This window comes from Enterococcus sp. DIV2453a, assembly GCF_050533535.1.
Classification (GTDB): Bacteria; Bacillota; Bacilli; order Lactobacillales; family Enterococcaceae; genus Enterococcus; species Enterococcus faecalis.
Genome location: NZ_CP172899.1, coordinates 37,432 through 56,306, shown reverse-complemented (window position 1 = coordinate 56,306; position 18,875 = coordinate 37,432). Strand labels below are relative to the sequence as shown.

Genomic DNA, 18,875 nt, shown 5'->3' with positions numbered 1-18,875 from the left:
TTCTTTTAAAAAAAAGAAATAAAGGAGAAAAACTTTCGTTTTTCTCCTTAGTTTCTTTGCATTTTTTGTTTTCGTTGGACCATGACAACCACTCGGCGATAAATATTGACTAATAAGAATAAACCAATAAAAATTAGGGTAATGCTTGCACTCGGTGGTGTTTCCAAATAATACGAGCTAGTCAACCCTGATAGCATGCCAATCAAGCCCATAAACACACTGATGATGATCACCGTGTTAAAGCCTTTACCAATTCGCATACCTATTGCAGCTGGTAAGACCATAATTGCTGAAATTAACAAGGCTCCCGCAATCGGAATCATCACAGCAATCGCCACACCAGTAATTACATTAAAAAGCATCGACATCCAATGAATAGGTAGCCCATCAACATGAGCAGTATCTTCATCAAATGTTAAAACATACATTGGGCGTTTAAATAACATAAACAATAGAACTAAAACTACGAATAAAATTGCCAACATAACCACTTGATCCCATGTAATCGTGACGATGGAACCAAATAAATACGATTGAATACTAGCAGCTGAATTGCCTCCTGTTAAATTCATCAAAACTAACGCCAAAGCCAAACCGCCTGACATTAAAATAGCAATCGAAATTTCTGAATAGGTGCTATAAATCATTCGTAAATATTCTAGAATGATTGCAGCCACAATCACGACAATTAAGGTCATTAAATTAGGATTCCAATTAAAAAAGAAGCCTAGTGCCACACCGGCTAATGACACATGTGAAAGGGTATCTGCCATTAAAGATTGTCGGCGAATAACTAGAAAGACGCCGAGCATTGGGGCAATCACTGAGATAAACAGTGCTGCTAAAAAGGCCTTTTGCATAAATGCATAAGAAAGCATTTCTGCCATACGATTCACTCCTTACCGCTAAAATGAACACTACCATTGTAGCGACGTTTAAGCGAATTAATTTTTTAATTCCTGCTTATTTTTTAAATTTTTCCAACATTTCTTTAAGCCGTTCCTTGGCTTTCGTTATTATCGAGCCAGATAACGTTTTATTGGAAAATTTACGTATACGATTCTTCACTCATATGGAAGCAACGCCATTTCGAATCTTCTTTGCGGACAAGACGAATTTGACGATCTACATAGGTTTTGATATCTTCATGATCATGCGTAATCATCAAAATAGCTTTTCCATGTTCATGCGCACTGTGTTGCAACAATTGATAAAATTCGTTTCGCGATTGTTCATCCATACCTGTTGTTGGCTCATCCAAAATAAATAAATCTGGATCGGTCGCAAACACTCGTGCTAAACTAATTCGTTGCTTTTGCCCTCCAGAAAGCTCGCCAATTCGTTTGTGGCGCATTTCCCACATGTCCACTGATTTCAAAGCTTTTTCCACATGAAGATGATCTTTTTTCGTCAACGGTTTGAACCAACGATTTCTGGGAAAACGACCTGAACGTACTAATTCAATGACGGTGCTAGGAAAGCCCGCATTGAAAGAAGCGACTTGTTGTGGAATGTAGCCAATGCTGATTTTTTCACCAGCACTATTTTTTTTAGCGACCGTAATTTTGCCACTTGTTGGTTTTAATAACCCTAAGGTACTTTTGATCAGCGTTGACTTGGCAGCGCCATTTTCTCCTGTTAAAATAACGAATTCCCCTGGATCAACATAATAAGAAACATCTTCTAAAACAGGTTCATCATCATAATAGAAGGTTAAATTTTCGACTTCAATATAATGCATAAGTTGGCTCCTTTCTGTTGCCAGATTAATGAATGCTTTTTTGTAAAGCAGCGAGGTTTTCTTTCATGACAGACACGTAGTTCTCGCCTGCTTCTTGTTCTTTTTGAGTTAAACTCTCTAAAGGATTCAATACGGCTAATTCGACGCCTGTCTCGTCTGCCAATGTTTTGGCTACTTTTGTAGAAGCCGATGCTTCAAAATAGATCACAGAAACATTGTTTGTTTTAATATATTTTTTTAATTCGGCTAAACGACTTGGCGAAGGTTCTTGGTCTGGAGAAATCCCAGCAATCGGTTCTTGGGTCAAACCATATTGTTTTGCCAAATAGCCAAATGCAGCATGTTGCGTCACAAAGGTCCGATTTTTAGCGCCTGCAAATGCAGCTTGGTATTCCTTATCTAGCGCAGTCAATTTTTCCAAATAAGCAGCGGTATTTTTTTCAAATACGGCTTTTTTCTCAGGATATTTTTTGATAAGCGCATCCCGAATCGCTGTCACTTCTTTTTGCGCTAACACGGGATCTAACCAGACATGCGGATCCAATTCGTGGGAATGGTTATGGCCTTCATGACCTTCTTCGCCAGATTCTTCCTCTTCTGTTCCTTGCATCAATTGAATGGATTGACTGGCTTCCACGATTGAAACTTTTTTCGTGTCCAAGTTTTCAATAACATTCGGAACCCAAGTTTCTAGCTCTTTACTATTATAAACAAAGACATCCGCATCAGTAATTTTCGCTAAGTCTTTTGCGCTTGGTTCATAATCGTGTGGTTCCGTTCCAGCTGGAATCAACAGCTCAACCTCTCCCTCATCACCAACGACTTGTTTTGCGAAGTCGTACATCGGATAAAAAGTAGTCATTACCGTGAGCTCTTTCTTCTCTTTTGGCGATTGTGTGGTTTGCCCACAGCTAGCTAAAAGAAAAGCACTGATTGCTAAAGTAACGCCGATTATCAAACGGCGGTAGATTTTCGTCATGTTCTGTCCTCTTTTCGATTTACCTATTATAAACCGTAATATTTACGATTTGCCAGGAATAATGTACCAAATGGATCACGGGACGTCAAGGAATAAATTAAAAAAAACAACAGAGCGTGGGACAAAAATCACTTTGGTTTTTTGCTCCACGCTCTGTTGTTTTTTATTTCAATGTCCGAACCAAATAAACTTCTTCGCAAAAGCCTTTAAGTCCATTATAAATCCGTTGTGCTCGTGTTTTCTTTTCACATAAAGCAAAGACTGTCGGTCCACTGCCGCTCATCAACGCTGCATCAGCGCCGTACTTCAGCATGCGATCCTTGATTTGTTGCACGATCGGATGTCTGGCAATCGTGACACTTTCCAACGCATTGCCAACCGTTTGGGTCATCCCAGTATAATCACCATTTTCGATGGCTATTCTTAGTCCAGCAATATCTGGATGGTGCAATTCATCTACCGCTAAATCATTAAAAACGGTACTAGTGGATACACTAATTCTCGGTTTAACTAACACAATCCAACATTGAGGCATGGTCGGTAATGCTTCAATTTTCTCCCCACGTCCGTTTGCAAAGGCTGTTCCGCCCCTTAAACAATAAGGAACATCCATACCAATTTGGCTGCCAATTTCACAGAGTTCGTCCATCGTCAACCCCAGATTCCACAGTTTGTTCAAGCCTCGTAATGCTGCGGCACAGTCACTGCTCCCCCCTGCTAAACCAGCTGCCACGGGGATACGTTTTTCAATATATATTTTAATTCCTTTATGAATATTATAGGTACGCTTTAATAAGTCAACTGCTTGATAGACATGATTCCGTCGATCCACGGGTAAAAAAGAGCTGTCCGTTTCAATACGAATGATGTCTTCTTCTAGATTTTCAAAAGTTAAATGATCGGCTAAATCTACACTTGCAAAAATAGATTCAACTTCATGATAGCCATCCACACGTTTATGCAGAACATCTAACCCAAGATTAATTTTCGCAGGAGCTCGTTCGATTATTTCCATCGGTTCCCTGATTCACCTTCCTTAATCTTTTGTCTACCAACATTTTAATCTTTTAGATTCTATCATATGTCCATGAAGAAGTACACCGAAGATTGCTCTTTCTCTGACGACAGATGGTTGAAATTAAAAAGAGCTTAGGAACGAAGGGCTCTTCCTTCACTCCTAAGCGGACTTTCTAAATTATACGGCTTGACCGATGAATTCGATTTCAACGGTGCGTGTTAAAACATCTGAATAGCTATAAGATACACGTTCAAATGAGTTCTCGTCTGGATCCAAGTCAACAACAAAAACAGATGGATAAGTCTCCGTTAAGATTCCTTTACGTTCTGTTTGGCGCTTTCTTCCAGTCTGAGCAACTAACATAATTTCACTGCCGATACGGCCTTCCAAATCTTTCTTAATTGACGATAACGTTGTTGGCATTGCATTCACCTCGAGAAACATTATATCACTTTTTTTAAAAAATTTCAAGTTTATCATACTAGAAGTCTGTTTGCAACTACTTTTGCTCGACAAACCGACTGTTTTGTCGAATTTTTATTCATTTTCTAATGTATATTTCATTTTTGCTTTGGCACGATCATAGGCACTTCGGACAGCTGAAAAAGTTCCCCCACGTACTTTAGCGATTTCTTCTAACGTGTAGCCTTTTAAGTATGCGTTTAAAATTTGTTGTTCCAACGAGGAAAGACGTGTCGGAAAAGCTGCCAATTTTTCTTGAATCATTAATTGACCTAATGGGTCGGTGGCCGTTGTCCCTAAATAGTCCACTAACTCTTCACCAGCGCTTTCTAAGCGTTGTTCCAGAGAAATAGACAAGGTATCTGTTCGCCGCTTATAGGCGCATTGATGGCGAATTAAGCTATGTACGTGATTTTCAAAATTTCGTTTAAAAAACTTTCCTAATGATGCTTGTTTTTCTGAATCAAATCGTTCTAACGTCCGAAAGAAGACAATTCGCCCTTCTTGAAGCCAGTCCTCAGTATCATAATCTTTTAAATAGTATTTTTTCATGCACTTATAAATCACTGGCTGATATTGCCCATATAAAGCTTGAAATTGTTCTTGGTCTCCTGCTAATGCTTGCTGAATCTGTTCTAACATAAAAAGCCCTCCTTTTCGATAAACGTATCGAATGATTTAGGAGAGCATAGCATGTTAGAAATTTATGACTTAAGCGAACATTTGTTTAATCTTTTTTTTGAGACAATTCTTCTAGCTTCTCAGAAAGTTTTGATAACTGCTCCACGTTCCATGGAGAATTTCGACGAAATTGCTGAAAATGGATATCCGTTGCATGAATGGCAATCGTCTTTTCTGTTTTCTGGACAGCTTTGTAAAGTTCATTGGCCGAAGTCCGCAATGCACCTTGTGAAAAGACCACCCATTGTTCAGCCAAATCACTCGTTGCGACTGTTACTTGCGTTAAACGATCATTTTTTTCACCAGCTAGACGTTCAATATAACTATCTGCTGTTTCATCTTCTTTGGTGAAAACCACGGTCAAAAGGTACTTTTTGTACGTTTGCTGAATACCTGGGACTAATTGGGCATCAAAGACCACAATGATTTCCACCCCTTCATATTTGGCATAATTGGACAGACGACTAAGAAGCAGTTCACGCGCATCCTCTAAACGCTCTTGCTTTTTCAACTGGACCAATTCTGGCCAAGCACCAATCATGTTATAGCCATCAACGATTAACAATTGTTTTTTCATACAATCGCCTTCTTCTATAATGGGTTGCGGCCACGATAGACTTCATACATTAGCAAGCCTGCAGCCACACCAGCGTTTAAGCTTTGAACGTGTCCAGTCATTGGAATCGTTAATAATTCATCCACTTCTTTATGAAGACCTTGACTCATGCCACGACCTTCATTTCCGATGATTAAGGCAATTGCGCCTTGTGTATTCCAGCGACGATAATCCGTTCCAGACATATCTGTACCAAAAATCCAAAATTGATTCTCTTTTAGCGTTGCAATACTTTGCGCTAGATTCGTTACACGAGCCACTGGAATATGTTCCACGGCCCCTGTTGACGCTTTGGTTACGGTTGGTGTAATTCCCACTGCGCGATGTTTCGGAATGATAATACCGTCCACGCCTGTCGCATCAGCTGTTCGCAAAATTGAGCCAAAGTTATGTGGGTCCTCTAGACTGTCTAAAATTAGAAAAAATGGTGTTGCTGTCTTTTCTTTTGTTTGTTCCAATAATTCTTCTAAAGTTAAATATTGATACGCTGTGATTGCTAAAACCATGCCTTGATGCACGCCGTGATCACTCATCGTATCTAATTTTGCTTTAGGCACCCATTTGACTGGAACCGCCTGTTCTTTCGCTGCTTGTTTTAATTGCTCAATTTTCTCGCCACGAGCATCTTCTTGTAAAAACAATTTATTCCCGCGTCCTTGCTGCAACGCCTCAACAGTGGCATGGAAACCAAAGACAAAGTTATCTGCTAGCTCTTCTGAGGTTCCATCAGCACCTGCTGTCGCTGGTCGTGGGTTCCGTTCTTTTGAACGCTTGTCTGAACGTTCTGGACGTTTCTTACCTTTTTTAAAAGGACGAGATTTTTCATTTTTCATTGGTTTCACCTACTTTCTTGATACACCAGTTAATTAATTCTTCTAAACGTTCTTTTTGTTGTGTCAAATGTAAATAACCCATCAAGGATTCGAAACCGGTCGCTACCCGATAGGTCGTCACATCAGCATTTTTGGCAAAGGTGTGACTTTTAGCATTCCGACCGCGTTTGTACATCACTTCTTCTTCCTCCGTTAGCATTTCTCCCGCTAACATCGCTTGCATTAAGCTTGCTTGGGCTTTTGCTGACACGTAGTGTGTCGCCATGCGATGCAAAACATTCGGTTTCGTTTGTCCCAAGGAAACTAAATAATCACGAATGTAAATTTCATAAATCGCATCGCCAACATAGGCCAAAGCTAAACCGTTTAATTGTTTGTAATCTCTCATTCACTTCTTCTCCATCTCGTTCCTTGCGGAGTATCTTCTAAAACAATGCCTTGTTCTTTTAATAAATCGCGGATTTCATCACTTCGGGCAAAATCACGGTCTTTCCGTGCTTGGTTCCGTTCTTCAATTAACGCATCGACTTGTGCATCCACTAATTCTTCGTTTTTAAAGAATAAACCAAAAATAGCTAACCAGCCACTGAAAAGCTTATCCATCGCCACTAGAACTGGTTCCGAAACTGTCGCTTGTTCACTGTACTGATTCATCATCTTCGCTAATTCATAAACGACCGTAATCCCGTTAGCTGCATTGAAATCATCATCCATTTCCGTAATAAAACGTTGCTCTAATTCGTTTAATTGCGCTAAATAGTGTTCATCCTCTGGCAAACTTGCGACCGCATCTGCTTGTCTAAAACGTAAATTTTCAAACGCATTTTTCAATTTTTGATAATTGGCTGCTGCCTCTTTTAGAGTGCTTTCGCTATAACGAATCGGGCGACGGTACTGGGTGGTGGACATAAAGAAACGTAAAATTTGCGGATCCACTTTTTGAATCATTTCATGAACAGTAATGAAGTTACCTAGGGATTTACTCATTTTTTCATCGTCTTCACCAATTGTGACATAGCCGTTATGCATCCAGTAATTGGCAAAGGTATGGCCTGTTTTGGCTTCGCTCTGTGCAATTTCATTCTCATGATGTGGAAATTCTAAATCTTGTCCACCGCCATGAATATCAATCGTCTCTCCCAAGTGTTTTGTCGCCATGACAGAGCATTCAATATGCCAGCCGGGACGTCCTTTACCCCAAGGAGAATCCCAAAAAATTTCATCTTCTTTGGCACTTTTCCAAAGAGCAAAATCCAATGGGTCTTCTTTTAATTGTTGTTCAACGCCAGTTCGTTGACTTGCCCCCACTTCTAATTCATCAATCGATTGATGGCTTAATTTACCATAATTAGGGAATTTACGGGTGCGATAATACACATCACCTGCGACCTCATAAGCAAAACCTTTTTCAATTAAAACGTCGATAAAAGCTAAGATATCAGGCATGTGGTCCATCACCCGAGGATGTAACGTTGCTGGTTGGACATTCAATGCTTGCGTGTCTTCTTCAAAGGCTTTGATAAAACGCTCCGCCACTTCCGGCGCAGTAATTTTCAATTCTTTGGCTGCCTTGATAATTTTATCATCGACATCTGTAAAGTTCGAGACATAATTCACTTCATACCCACGATATTCAAAATAACGACGAATCGTATCAAAGGCGATCGCACTGCGCGCATTACCGATATGGATATAGTTATACACGGTTGGTCCGCAGACATACATCCGAACTTTATGCGCCTCAATTGGCGTAAATACTTCTTTTTCTCTGGTCAATGTATTATAAATTTTAATCATGCCCTTTTTCCACCTTTCTTCCATTTAGACGAACGACTTTCGCAGGAACACCCACAGCTGTGGCATCTGCTGGGATGTCTGAAATAACAACAGCACCCGCACCAATTTTTGAACGTTCACCAATCACAACTGGCCCTAAAATTTGAGCTCGTGCCGAAATCATCGCTCCTTTTTTCACTGTTGGATGGCGTTTACCCGTATCACGACCGGTCCCACCTAACGTCACTCCGTGAAACAAAACAACATCTTCTTCTATTTCCGCGGTTTCCCCAATCACAATGCCCATGCCGTGATCGATAAAAACTCCCGCACCAATTGTGGCTCCGGGATGAATTTCTACGCCCGTTATGAAACGCCAAAATTGTGCATGAATCTTCGCCAACAAAAACAACTGATGCCTATATAAGAAATGAGACAAGCGATGCCAAAACAGGGCGTGCAAGCCAGGATACGTTAAAAGAACTTCTAGTGTGGTCCGCGCTGCAGGATCGTTTCTTTTAACAGCTGCGACGCTACGTTTCAACCAACTCATAGGGTGAACTCCTTTCTATTATACAAAAATAAAAAACGTCTTTTAAGCAACAAAAAAACGTTGCTTAAAAGACGCCCATGCGTGGTTCCACTTTTCTTCACAAGAACTAGCTCTTGCCTCGATACAGTTAACGCCTGCCGACGTCTTCGGTTACTTTTTTCACCGAAGCCACTCATAGATGCATTTCGACAAAAGATGCTCGCTGTTCTCACCACCCACAGCGTCTCTGAAATCCATCTGATTGTCTACTTCTTCTATTCTTTGTGTTTTTATAACACTTTATTTAAATGATCTAATGCTTTTTCTTTGCCTAATAATTCGATAGTTTCGCCTAATTCAGGACCATGCATTTGTCCAGAAACAGCAATTCGAATTGGCATAAACAAGTTTTTGCCTTTAACGCCGGTTTCTTTTTGGACGGCTTTAATCGCTGCTTTAATACTTGGCACATCGAAAACGTCCAAGGCTTCTAATTGTTCTTTAAACGCATGTAACACAGTTGGCACTGTTTCTCCTTGCAAGAATTCTTTCGCAGCATCATCTAAAACTGGATGTTCATTAAAGAACAAGTTTGATAGTTCCACAATTTCAGCTGCATAACTCATTTGTGGTTGATACAAGCTAACTAATTGTTTTAACCATTCGATTTTTTCAGGAGATGGATTTTCTTCAACACGACCGTCAGCGACTAAATAAGGAATACACATATCTGTTAGTTCACTTAAGTCCATTTGTTTCATGTATTGATTGTTAATCCATTCTAATTTTTTCGCATCAAAGGCCGCTGGTGACTTGCTTAAGCGTTGTTCATCAAACAATTTAATCAAGTCTTCTTGTGAGAAGATTTCTTCTTCGCCAACAGGAGACCATCCTAGTAAAGCAATAAAGTTGAACATGGCTTCTGGTAAGTAACCTAATTCACGGTATTGTTCAATAAATTGTAAAATTGTTTCATCACGTTTGCTCAATTTTTTGCCAGTTTCTGAATTAATGATTAAGGTCATATGGCCAAAGACAGGTGGTGTCCATTCAAACGCTTCGTAAATCATTAATTGTTTTGGTGTGTTCGCAATGTGATCATCGCCACGTAAAACGTGAGAAATTTTCATTAAGTGATCATCTACTGCAACGGCAAAGTTATACGTTGGCATCCCATCGCGTTTTTGGATGACAAAATCGCCACCAATGTTATCTGACTCAAAAGTAATTTCACCTTTCACGATGTCATCAAATTTGTATTCTGTGTTACGCGGCACACGGAAACGAATCACTGGTTCTAGACCAGCCGCTTCTTTGGCTGCTTGTTCAGAAGGTGTTAAATTCGCACAAGTGCCTGCGTAGTGAGGCATTTCCCCACGAGCTTGTTGTGCTTCACGTTCTGCTTCTAATTCTTCTGGCGTACAATAACACTTATACGCACGATTGCTACTTAATAATTGATCAATCAATGGTTGGTAAATTTCTTTACGTTCTGATTGACGATATGGACCATATTCTCCCGGATGAGCAGGTGATTCATCCCATTCCATCCCTAACCATGCTAAGTTTTCCAACTGACTTTTCTCGCCGTCTTCGATGTTCCGTTTTTGGTCGGTATCCTCGATACGAATGATAAATTCTCCGTCATTGTGGCGGGCAAATAAGTAGTTAAATAATGCTGTTCTTGCATTCCCAATGTGCAAGTGTCCAGTTGGACTTGGTGCATAACGCACACGAACTTTCGTCATGTTCATTCCTCTTTCCATTTTTTAAAAACAGACGGTTTAACGTCGTTTTCAGTTATTTTTCCAATAAAGCAACGGCAATTGCGCCGATTCCTTCTTTTTTACCAACAAAGCCCATCGCTTCCATGGTCGTTGCCTTAATGTTCACTTGTGTGACCGCTAAGTGGCAACTCGCGGCTAGATTCTTTTTCATCTCTGCCAAGTATGGGCTCATCTTTGGCTCTTCCGCTAAAATTGTACAATCAATATTGCCAATAGTAAAGCCCGACCGCCCAACTTTTTCATTTACTTTTTTTAATAAGTTTACAGAATTCGCATTTTTGAACTGCGGATCGTTTTCGGGGAACAGTTGTCCAATATCACCCAGACCAGCGGCACCAAGGATTGCATCAATAATTGCATGTGTTAAAACATCAGCATCTGAGTGACCTAACAGACCTTTTTCATAAGGAAGAGTAACCCCACCAATAATTAAAGGTCGTTGCGGAACTAATTGATGAACATCAAAACCTTGACCGATTCGAATCATACTAAGTCCTCACTTTGCTTAATTTTTATCGTTTTTAGGATGGTTATCCTTGCGATCATTAATCCCGCGACCCGCGTGCGCCGGTTTGGCAAAAATCATACGCCCAGCTGCGGTTTGTAAAGCACTTGTAACGACCACTTCGATTTGCTCATTCATGTAATGCTGGCCATCTTCAACCACAACCATTGTGCCATCATCTAAGTAAGCGACCCCTTGTTGACGCTCTGTTCCGGCTTTTACAACCATCACATTCATCGTTTCACCTGGAATCACCACTGGTTTCACAGCATTAGCTAAAGCATTAATGTTTAAAACAGGCACATTTTGAAATTCAGAGACTTTATTTAAGTTGTAGTCATTGGTCACAACCACGCCATCTAATAATTTTGCTAATTTGATTAATTTACTGTCTACTTCAGAGATATCCTCGAAATCTCCGTCATACATCTCAACAGAGATACCTTCTTCTTTTTGTAAAGCATTTAAAATATCTAAGCCACGACGACCTCTCACCCGTTTTAAACTGTCTCCAGAATCAGCAATGTATTGTAATTCATATAAAACAAAGTTAGGGATGAGCAAAACACCTTCTAAAAAGCCTGTTTTAGCGATATCGTAGATTCTGCCATCAATGATGACACTGGTGTCTAAAATTTTGTATTTATGGAAGTTGTCTTCCACTTTACGTTCCAACATTTGTCCTTCGGTGTCTTCCGTATTTGCTTTCTTTTGGCGAGGTGTAAAAACTTTTTTCCACTCCTCAATCCGTGTTGTTCCCATTCGGAAACCTAAGTAACCCAGAATAATCATAACTAGAATTGGCAGTAAACTATTCACGACAGGAATTTGTAAGTTGTACATTGGAATGGAAATAATGACACCAATTGTTAAACCAATGATGGCACCAATACTTCCAAATAATAAATAGGTTAAACTCATTTCATTTAAAGCTGCTTCGATTTTTTTGACAGCGGAAACAATATACTTTGCTAACCCTAAAGATAAAATAAAGAAAATAATTGCACCAATTAATCCGTTCGTAAAGTTATTGTTTAACCAACTGTTATTGCCTTGCTTAGCCATTTCCCAAGCCATTGGGAAAAGAGAAATTCCTAAACTTGCACCAGCAATGATCATCAGCAACGTGATGATTCGTTTTTGCATATAGCCATCCTCCTCGTTTATTTAATAAAGACGTCTAGTGTTGTGGGGCGTATAAAAATCATACGCCACCAACAACCTAAACGGATTATTTCTACTTTCATTATTTAAAAACTTTTCTTAACGTTTCACCAATTGTTGAAACGCCAATAATTTCAATACCTTCAGGCGCTTCCCAGCCACCAAGGTTATTTTTAGGGACATAGACTTTTGTAAAGCCTAGTTTTTGCGCTTCACGCACTCGTTGTTCAATACTATTCACGCGGCGGATTTCACCAGTTAAACCAATCTCACCAATGAAACATTCCGAAGATGAGGTTCCTTTTTCTTTATAGCTAGAAGCAATACTGATTGCTAATGCTAAATCAATAGCTGGTTCATTAATTTTGACTCCACCAGCCGCTTTTAGATACGCATCCTGGTTTTGTAATAAAAGGCCTGCCCGTTTTTCTAAAACCGCCATGATTAAAGAAACGCGATTAAAGTCCAACCCGGTGGTCGTTCGCTTGGCATTGCCAAACATCGTTGGGGTAACTAACGCTTGGATTTCCACCAAAATGGGGCGTGAACCTTCCATTGCTACCACAATTGAAGATCCGGTGGCTCCTTCTAAACGTTCTTCTAAAAAGACCTGAGAAGGATTCATAACTTCAACCAATCCATGTGTCTGCATTTCAAAAATACCAATCTCATTCGTTGAGCCAAACCGATTTTTGACAGCCCGTAAGATTCTAAAGGTGTGATGCTTATCTCCTTCAAAATAAAGAACCGTGTCTACCATATGTTCCAACATCCGTGGCCCTGCGATAGACCCTTCCTTCGTTACGTGTCCGACAATAAAAATGGCAATCCCATTCGTTTTTGCCAGTTTCAATAATTCGGCAGTTGTTTCTCGGACTTGACTGACACTACCAGCAACGCTGGTAACATCTGGCTGCGTCATTGTTTGAATCGAGTCAATAATGACATAGTCTGGTTCTAATTTTTCAATGGCTCGTGATATTTCGTGCATATCTGTTTCTGCGTATAAGTAAAATGTCTCGTTGACGGTGCCTAGACGCTCCGCTCGTAATTTAATTTGCTCAGCACTTTCTTCACCAGAAACATATAAAACCGTGCCACCTGTGGCTGCTAATTGTTGCGATACTTGTAAGAGCAATGTTGACTTACCTATTCCGGGATCGCCACCGATTAAAACTAACGAACCTGGAACAACGCCACCACCTAAAACCCGATTCAGCTCCACTAATTCAGTTTTTACACGCGGCTCTTTTTTAGGTACGACTTCAGATAGCCGTTGTGGTTGTGTCTTTTTACCAGTCAAACTTACTCTAGCACGACGATCAGAAGTATCTTGAATAACCTCTTCCACCATCGAATTCCATTGTCCACAATTAGGACAGCGGCCGAGATATTTTGGAGACACATACCCACAGCTTTGACATTCAAATTGAACTTTTGCTTTTTTTGCCATGTAGAATCTCCTTATCTGTTGTTTATTTTAACATTTATTAAATGGTTTGAATAACGTTGCCTACTGAAAAAATGGGCTTTATTTTTGTCCAGACGAACCAAAACCGCCCGTTCTTTCTGCCTCGACTTGGTCATCATCCGCTAATAAAAACGGCTTAAAAATCCCTTGGCCAATTCGTTCACCTTTTTCAATGACAACATCTTCATATCCAAAGTTTAAAAATTGGAACATGATATGTCCTTCGTTATTCTCGTTATTATAATAATCACTGTCAATGACTCCGACACCATTCGCTAAAAGTAGGAACCGTTTTAGCGGGTTCGAAGAACGACTCACCAATTCTAAATATTCAGAATCAGGCATATACGCCTTAATCCCTGTTTTAACTAAAATTGGTTTGGGATTTTCTCCAGCTTGTTGTAACTTCCAAAGACTTGGTACAACGACCGTTTCAGCTGCTTGAAAATCATACCCCGCGGCACCTTTTGTTGCTCGTTGTGGGACACTCAAGCCCTCTTCTTGATACTTAGAAATAATCTCAAAACCACGTTGTTTCATATTCATTCTCCCCTACTGTCTAAACTACTCCTATTTTACCATAATCTCTGATACTCTGGTTGTTTTTAGTAAGTTTCTCATTTCTAAAAGCCCAGTTAATCTAGACTACGCAAAAAAGAGGAGAATTTTTGTTTAATTTCCTTCTTTTAGTCTATCATCTTCTCTTAAAATAAACAGACCAAATCCCAAAAAGTCCCAAGATTCCCTCAAAAAGTTCACACTTTCATTAAACTTTCTTTACTATTCATTATTTAGCACTTTCTAGTAGCCGCTGATTTTGTTATAATGAGTGTCAAATTTTACTGTAAAAAGAAACGAGGCACTTATGAGAAACAAACTCCAACAGGCCAAACGAATTGTGATCAAAGTCGGAACCAGTTCTCTGATTTATCCCAATGGCAATATTAACTTAAAAGCAATTGATCAATTAGCCTTTACTTTGAGTGATTTAAGCAACCAAGGCAAAGAAATTATTTTAGTTTCTTCTGGCGCAATTGGTGTCGGACTGAATAAATTAAATCTATCTGTACGCCCAACGACAATTCCCGAACAACAGGCAGTCGCTGCAGTCGGCCAAGCAGAATTAATGAACATTTATAATCAGCGGTTTTCAACCTATAGCCAACAAATGGCACAAGTTTTATTAACTCGTGATGTTATTGAATATCCTGAAAGTCGCAATAATGTTACCAATACTTTTGAACAACTGTTAAAAATGAATATTATTCCTATCGTCAATGAAAATGATACTGTCGCAATTGAAGAATTGGATCACTTAACCAAGTTCGGGGATAACGATCAATTGTCTGCCATTGTCTGCCAAATTGTTCAAGCTGACTTGTTAGTTATGTTATCAGATATTGATGGTTTCTTTTCAGACAACCCTACTGTCAACAAAGAAGCCACGTTATTTTCTGAAATCAATGAAATTAATGAAGACTTGTTCCAATTAGCCGGTGGTAAGGGGAGCCGCTTTGGCACTGGTGGGATGTCTAGTAAATTAAAAGCTGCTGAACGTGTGTTAGCTAATCAACAGGCGATGATTTTAGCAAACGGAAAGCAGCCAAAAATCATTTTTGAAATTTTAGAAGGAAAAGATATCGGTACGTTATTTATTAAAGGAGGGCATGAAAGTGACTGATTTAAAGCAACTAGGGCAACAAGCTAAAGAAGCCTCTTATACGCTAGGCTTGATGGATACTCGTCAAAAAAATACTTTGTTAAACAAAATGGCCGCAGCCATTGAAGCCAATGCACCCCGCATTTTACAAGCAAACGCATTAGATTTAGAGCAAGCCGCTACCCACGGAATTTCTGAAACAATGCAAGACCGCTTACGTTTAACAGAAGAACGGATCACAGCGATGGCTGAGGGCATACGCCAAGTCGCTACTTTACCCGATCCAATTGGGGAAGTAGATAAAATGTGGCGCAATGAAGCGGGGCTGTTAATTGGGCAACAACGCGTGCCTTTAGGTGTTATTGGAATCATTTATGAATCGCGGCCGAACGTGACAACAGATGCCGCTAGCCTTTGTTTCAAATCAGGAAATGCTGTTATTCTTCGAGGCGGAAAAGAAGCGTTTCACTCCAATCAGATATTGGTGACAATTTTACAAGAAGCACTAATCCAAGAAGCCGTTTCTCCCCATCTCATTCAATTTGTTGATGATACTTCTAGAGAAACAGCCCAACAACTTATGCGCTTAAATGACTACTTGGACGTCCTCATTCCACGTGGCGGCGCCAACTTAATCAAAACTGTTTTGACAACAGCCACTGTTCCTGTTATTGAAACGGGCACAGGCAATTGTCATATTTACGTGGATAAAGACGCCCAGTTAACAATGGCAACTGAAATTATTGTCAATGCTAAATGTCAACGTCCTTCTGTCTGTAACGCCGCCGAAACGTTATTAATTCATCAAGAGGTGGCTGAAGCCTTTTTACCAACAATTGAAAAAGCCTTGAAGGAGTTTCACGTGGAACTTCGGGCAGATGAACGTGCGTTAGCAATTTTTGAAGAAGCCATTCCAGCGATTGAACAAGATTGGGAAACGGAATTTCTCGACTTTATCTTAGCAGTGAAAGTCGTTGATTCTTTGGACGAAGCCATCCAGCATATTAATCGCTACAATACAAAACATTCTGAAAGTATTATTAGTGATAATTACTTTGCCACACAACAATTTTTACAACAAGTGGATGCAGCCGCTGTTTATGCGAATGCTTCAACTCGTTTCACGGACGGTTTTGAATTTGGATTTGGCGCCGAAATCGGCATTAGTACGCAAAAATTACATGCCCGTGGACCTATGGGCTTAGCAGAGCTTACTTCGACAAAATATGTTATTTATGGAAATGGGCAAGCACGTTCTTAGAAAGAAAAACCCTTGATTTAAAAATCAAGGGTTTTTCTTTCTCCTCTCCAATGTGCATCTTTACACATGGAATTGTTCACAGTTCCACAATCTATTCTTGATATTTTTTTTGAATCCTCATTATACTTTCTACATATGCTTGTTTCACTTGGACTGGCTCTAAAATTGTCACTTCTTCACCAAAGCCCATAAAATAGTTGGCTAAAAATTGTGTTTCTGTTGGATGAATCTGTCCAACTAAAAAACACTCCGTGGGCGTTTCTTCCAACTGAATATTGTCAAAGCGATGTTTATAAAAAAATTCTTTGCCTTTTTCTGTAATGATTGCTTTAAATGGAATCGTACGTGCCGTCGTTTGTTGATGGCGATACGATTCTTTCAATTCTTCATTCGTAAAATCCAGTGCTTGGTTTAACTGCTGAATAGCCTCCATAAAATCACAGCGGTAAGTACGCCAAGCCTTTTTAGTCACATCATAGCCTGAACAATACCAATACCCTTCTAAAATAGTTAACCGGGTTGGTAAGATTTTTTTCGTTGTTGCTTCATATCTGGTATAGTTAAACTGAATTACTTGTTGCGCCAAAATACAATGAAACAGCTGCTCTAAATTGCCTGGTGCTTCTACTTGTTCAATTCCTTCGTAATAGACGACCTTACTCATTTGACTGATTTTAAATTGGGTTGGTTCATCTAAAGAATGCAATAATTTTTGCTTAATCTGCTGATAGGAATGACCAAACGGTGACTCTGCGACTAATTTCAGTAATTGTAACGAAAAAAAGATCGCTAACACTTCGTTTTCATTAAAATAAATCGGCGGCAACAACGGTTTGTTTAAAACTCGATAGCCACCATAACGACCATTCTCCACATATAGCGGCACGCCTAAATTTTCCAAAGCTTCAATATCCCGCAAAGCTGTGCTTTTAGAAATCCCAAAAGTTTTCATTAACTGATTTAAATTAAACTGAGGATGGGTTCTCAAGAAAAAAAGTTCCTGATTTAAACGTTCTGATTTTTTCATTTTTCCCTCCATCGGTGTCACTTTTTGACACCTTTTATTGTTATGCTTATCTTATCAATCTTAGGAGGTTCAAACAATGAAAAACACACAATTTGCCCTTTTTATGGTCTTAAATGGACGAGCAACGGAAGCCTTGACGTTTTACCAAGAAGCCTTTGCTGGTGATATTCTTTTTAAAATTACTAATCAAGAATTTAAAGAGCGCTTAAATCCTTCTTTGACCATTCCCGCTGGCGAAGAACACTGGCTTTCTCACTCGATTTTACAAATGGACACTTTTCAATTACAACTAGCTGATAATCCTTTGTTTGCAGGAATGAATACCACGCCCACAGAACAATTGACCCTCAGCTTAACCGTCAATAGCCGTCACTCTGCCAAAACAATTTTTGAAAAACTCACGCGCCATCCCGAATCCTGTATTATCCAAGAACCAATTGAAAATGAATTTGCAACATTTTATGCGATTGTGAAAGATCCTTTTGGTTTAGTCACTCAAATTACTCAAGAAAAACAAGCAGATCCTACCAAGAAAGGACGTTAGCCGAAGAATGCGAACCTATGAATCAAAAGAAGCCTTGATTGAGGCCATTCAAATAGCTTCACAAAAATATTTAGCTGAATTTGCAGAAATTCCTGAAACACTTAAAGATCACCGAATTGAAACAGTAGCTAAAACACCTTCAGAGAACTTAGCCTATCAATTAGGCTGGCTCAACTTGCTGCTTTCTTGGGAAGAACAAGAACAACGTGGTCTGACCGTTCAAACGCCAGCTGAAGGTTATAAATGGAATCAACTGGGCGCTCTCTATCAATCATTTTATCAAACCTATGGACAAATGAGTTTAGAAAGTCAGCTGATTGCGTTGCAAGACATCTTAGAAAAATTACTTCATTGGATTGACTCGCTTTCCGAAGACGAATTATTTTTACCTCAACAACGGGCTTGGGCGACCACCAAAGCACAATGGCCTCTTTGGAAATGGATTCACATTAATAGCGTTGCCCCTTTTACTAGTTTCCGAACGCAAATTCGCAAATGGAAAAAAGTGTGTCTTTAAAAAGTTATCCACATTTTTTCAAAAAAAGCTTGACAAGCATTTTTAAATTCTCCACAGAAAACTTTGTGGATGAAATTTCTTGTTTTTTCCAAAAAACTTTTCCACAGTGCTTATTTGTTCGACATTAAATCTTTGTAAATTCTAGAAAAAAGAAGATGAAAACGTTGTTTTAATAACGTTTTCATCTTCTTTCAACTTTAGGGATTCCTTTAGTTTTAGCAAGCAGGACTTCTGAACTTGCGTCTATTTTTTTTAGCAACTCGAAAACTTATCCTTGTGGATAAACCGAGATAAAAAGCTT

General features: G+C 39.5%; 21 protein-coding genes and 1 other annotated feature. Of the genes, 4 read left to right on the top strand and 17 right to left on the bottom strand.

Annotation, left to right across the window (positions count from 1 at the left end):
* Nucleotides 1-47 precede the first annotated feature (47 nt).
* The 16 genes from IGK03_RS00250 to IGK03_RS00175 all read right to left on the bottom strand — a co-directional run bounded on the left by IGK03_RS00250 (nucleotide 48) and on the right by IGK03_RS00175 (nucleotide 14,111).
* On the bottom strand, nucleotides 48-887 hold the full coding sequence (locus IGK03_RS00250; protein ID WP_104845334.1) for a metal ABC transporter permease: 840 nt from the start codon (nucleotides 885-887) through the stop codon (nucleotides 48-50).
* Between the two features lie 161 nt (nucleotides 888-1,048).
* On the bottom strand, nucleotides 1,049-1,741 hold the full coding sequence (locus tag IGK03_RS00245; protein WP_002356064.1) for a metal ABC transporter ATP-binding protein: 693 nt from the start codon (nucleotides 1,739-1,741) through the stop codon (nucleotides 1,049-1,051).
* Nucleotides 1,742-1,766: 25 nt separating this feature from the next.
* The gene (locus IGK03_RS00240) at nucleotides 1,767-2,720 is read right to left on the bottom strand and encodes a metal ABC transporter substrate-binding protein (protein ID WP_002367576.1); all 954 of its coding nucleotides are present in this window, start codon (nucleotides 2,718-2,720) and stop codon (nucleotides 1,767-1,769) included.
* Between the two features lie 163 nt (nucleotides 2,721-2,883).
* On the bottom strand, nucleotides 2,884-3,735 hold the full coding sequence (gene ispE, locus IGK03_RS00235; protein ID WP_002356061.1) for a 4-(cytidine 5'-diphospho)-2-C-methyl-D-erythritol kinase: 852 nt from the start codon (nucleotides 3,733-3,735) through the stop codon (nucleotides 2,884-2,886).
* 180 nt (nucleotides 3,736-3,915) lie between these two features.
* The gene (locus tag IGK03_RS00230) at nucleotides 3,916-4,218 is read right to left on the bottom strand and encodes a Veg family protein (protein WP_002383497.1); all 303 of its coding nucleotides are present in this window, start codon (nucleotides 4,216-4,218) and stop codon (nucleotides 3,916-3,918) included.
* A 57-nt stretch (nucleotides 4,219-4,275) separates the two neighbouring features.
* Nucleotides 4,276-4,842 (bottom strand): sigma-70 family RNA polymerase sigma factor, encoded by a 567-nt coding sequence (locus IGK03_RS00225; RefSeq protein WP_002383498.1) that lies wholly within the window; start codon nucleotides 4,840-4,842, stop codon nucleotides 4,276-4,278.
* 85 nt (nucleotides 4,843-4,927) lie between these two features.
* Nucleotides 4,928-5,458: an NYN domain-containing protein gene (locus IGK03_RS00220; protein WP_002383499.1), complete on the bottom strand. Its 531-nt coding sequence runs from the start codon at nucleotides 5,456-5,458 to the stop codon at nucleotides 4,928-4,930.
* A 14-nt stretch (nucleotides 5,459-5,472) separates the two neighbouring features.
* Entirely contained in the window at nucleotides 5,473-6,330 is an 858-nt protein-coding gene (rlmB, locus tag IGK03_RS00215; protein ID WP_002378685.1) for a 23S rRNA (guanosine(2251)-2'-O)-methyltransferase RlmB, read from the bottom strand.
* Entirely contained in the window at nucleotides 6,320-6,718 is a 399-nt protein-coding gene (locus tag IGK03_RS00210; RefSeq protein ID WP_002356056.1) for a Mini-ribonuclease 3, read from the bottom strand. The genes rlmB and IGK03_RS00210 overlap by 11 nt, the downstream gene beginning before the upstream one ends.
* Entirely contained in the window at nucleotides 6,715-8,127 is a 1,413-nt protein-coding gene (gene cysS, locus IGK03_RS00205) for a cysteine--tRNA ligase (protein WP_010816231.1), read from the bottom strand. The genes IGK03_RS00210 and cysS overlap by 4 nt, the downstream gene beginning before the upstream one ends.
* Nucleotides 8,120-8,659, bottom strand: a complete 540-nt coding sequence (gene epsC, locus IGK03_RS00200) for a serine O-acetyltransferase EpsC (protein ID WP_002356054.1) — start codon at nucleotides 8,657-8,659, stop codon at nucleotides 8,120-8,122. Before epsC ends, cysS begins: the two co-directional genes overlap by 8 nt.
* 64 nt (nucleotides 8,660-8,723) lie before the next feature.
* Nucleotides 8,724-8,930, bottom strand: a binding site (T-box leader).
* Complete coding sequence (gene gltX / locus IGK03_RS00195; RefSeq protein ID WP_010706819.1) at nucleotides 8,929-10,386, bottom strand: glutamate--tRNA ligase; 1,458 nt, start codon at nucleotides 10,384-10,386, stop codon at nucleotides 8,929-8,931. Its footprint overlaps the feature before it by 2 nt.
* A gap of 52 nt (nucleotides 10,387-10,438) precedes the next feature.
* A complete protein-coding gene (gene ispF, locus IGK03_RS00190) occupies nucleotides 10,439-10,912 on the bottom strand; it encodes a 2-C-methyl-D-erythritol 2,4-cyclodiphosphate synthase (RefSeq protein WP_049096116.1) in 474 nt (157 codons plus the stop codon).
* Nucleotides 10,913-10,930: 18 nt separating this feature from the next.
* A complete protein-coding gene (locus IGK03_RS00185) occupies nucleotides 10,931-12,076 on the bottom strand; it encodes a PIN/TRAM domain-containing protein (RefSeq protein WP_002368622.1) in 1,146 nt (381 codons plus the stop codon).
* A gap of 100 nt (nucleotides 12,077-12,176) precedes the next feature.
* Nucleotides 12,177-13,547: a DNA repair protein RadA gene (gene radA / locus IGK03_RS00180; protein WP_002356050.1), complete on the bottom strand. Its 1,371-nt coding sequence runs from the start codon at nucleotides 13,545-13,547 to the stop codon at nucleotides 12,177-12,179.
* A 78-nt stretch (nucleotides 13,548-13,625) separates the two neighbouring features.
* Complete coding sequence (locus IGK03_RS00175) at nucleotides 13,626-14,111, bottom strand: dUTP diphosphatase (RefSeq protein ID WP_002361472.1); 486 nt, start codon at nucleotides 14,109-14,111, stop codon at nucleotides 13,626-13,628.
* Nucleotides 14,112-14,430: 319 nt separating this feature from the next.
* Between IGK03_RS00175 and proB the strand changes: the two genes are divergently transcribed.
* Together proB and IGK03_RS00165 are read left to right on the top strand one after the other, a co-directional pair.
* A complete protein-coding gene (gene proB / locus IGK03_RS00170; protein ID WP_002389550.1) occupies nucleotides 14,431-15,246 on the top strand; it encodes a glutamate 5-kinase in 816 nt (271 codons plus the stop codon).
* A complete protein-coding gene (locus IGK03_RS00165) occupies nucleotides 15,233-16,486 on the top strand; it encodes a glutamate-5-semialdehyde dehydrogenase (RefSeq protein WP_430602396.1) in 1,254 nt (417 codons plus the stop codon). Before proB ends, IGK03_RS00165 begins: the two co-directional genes overlap by 14 nt.
* Nucleotides 16,487-16,577: 91 nt before the next feature.
* Here IGK03_RS00165 and IGK03_RS00160 read toward each other — a convergent pair whose 3' ends face one another.
* Nucleotides 16,578-17,525 carry a helix-turn-helix transcriptional regulator gene (locus IGK03_RS00160; RefSeq protein ID WP_002419440.1) on the bottom strand — a complete coding sequence of 316 codons (948 nt, stop codon included), beginning with the start codon at nucleotides 17,523-17,525 and terminating at the stop codon, nucleotides 16,578-16,580.
* Nucleotides 17,526-17,589: 64 nt separating this feature from the next.
* Here IGK03_RS00160 and IGK03_RS00155 point away from each other — a divergent pair, with 64 nt between their 5' ends.
* Both IGK03_RS00155 and IGK03_RS00150 read left to right on the top strand, forming a co-directional pair.
* Complete coding sequence (locus IGK03_RS00155) at nucleotides 17,590-18,057, top strand: VOC family protein (protein ID WP_002364587.1); 468 nt, start codon at nucleotides 17,590-17,592, stop codon at nucleotides 18,055-18,057.
* Between the two features lie 7 nt (nucleotides 18,058-18,064).
* Nucleotides 18,065-18,574, top strand: coding sequence for a ClbS/DfsB family four-helix bundle protein (locus IGK03_RS00150; protein ID WP_002408152.1), 510 nt, complete (start codon nucleotides 18,065-18,067; stop codon nucleotides 18,572-18,574).
* The last annotated feature ends 301 nt before the right edge of the window (nucleotides 18,575-18,875 follow it).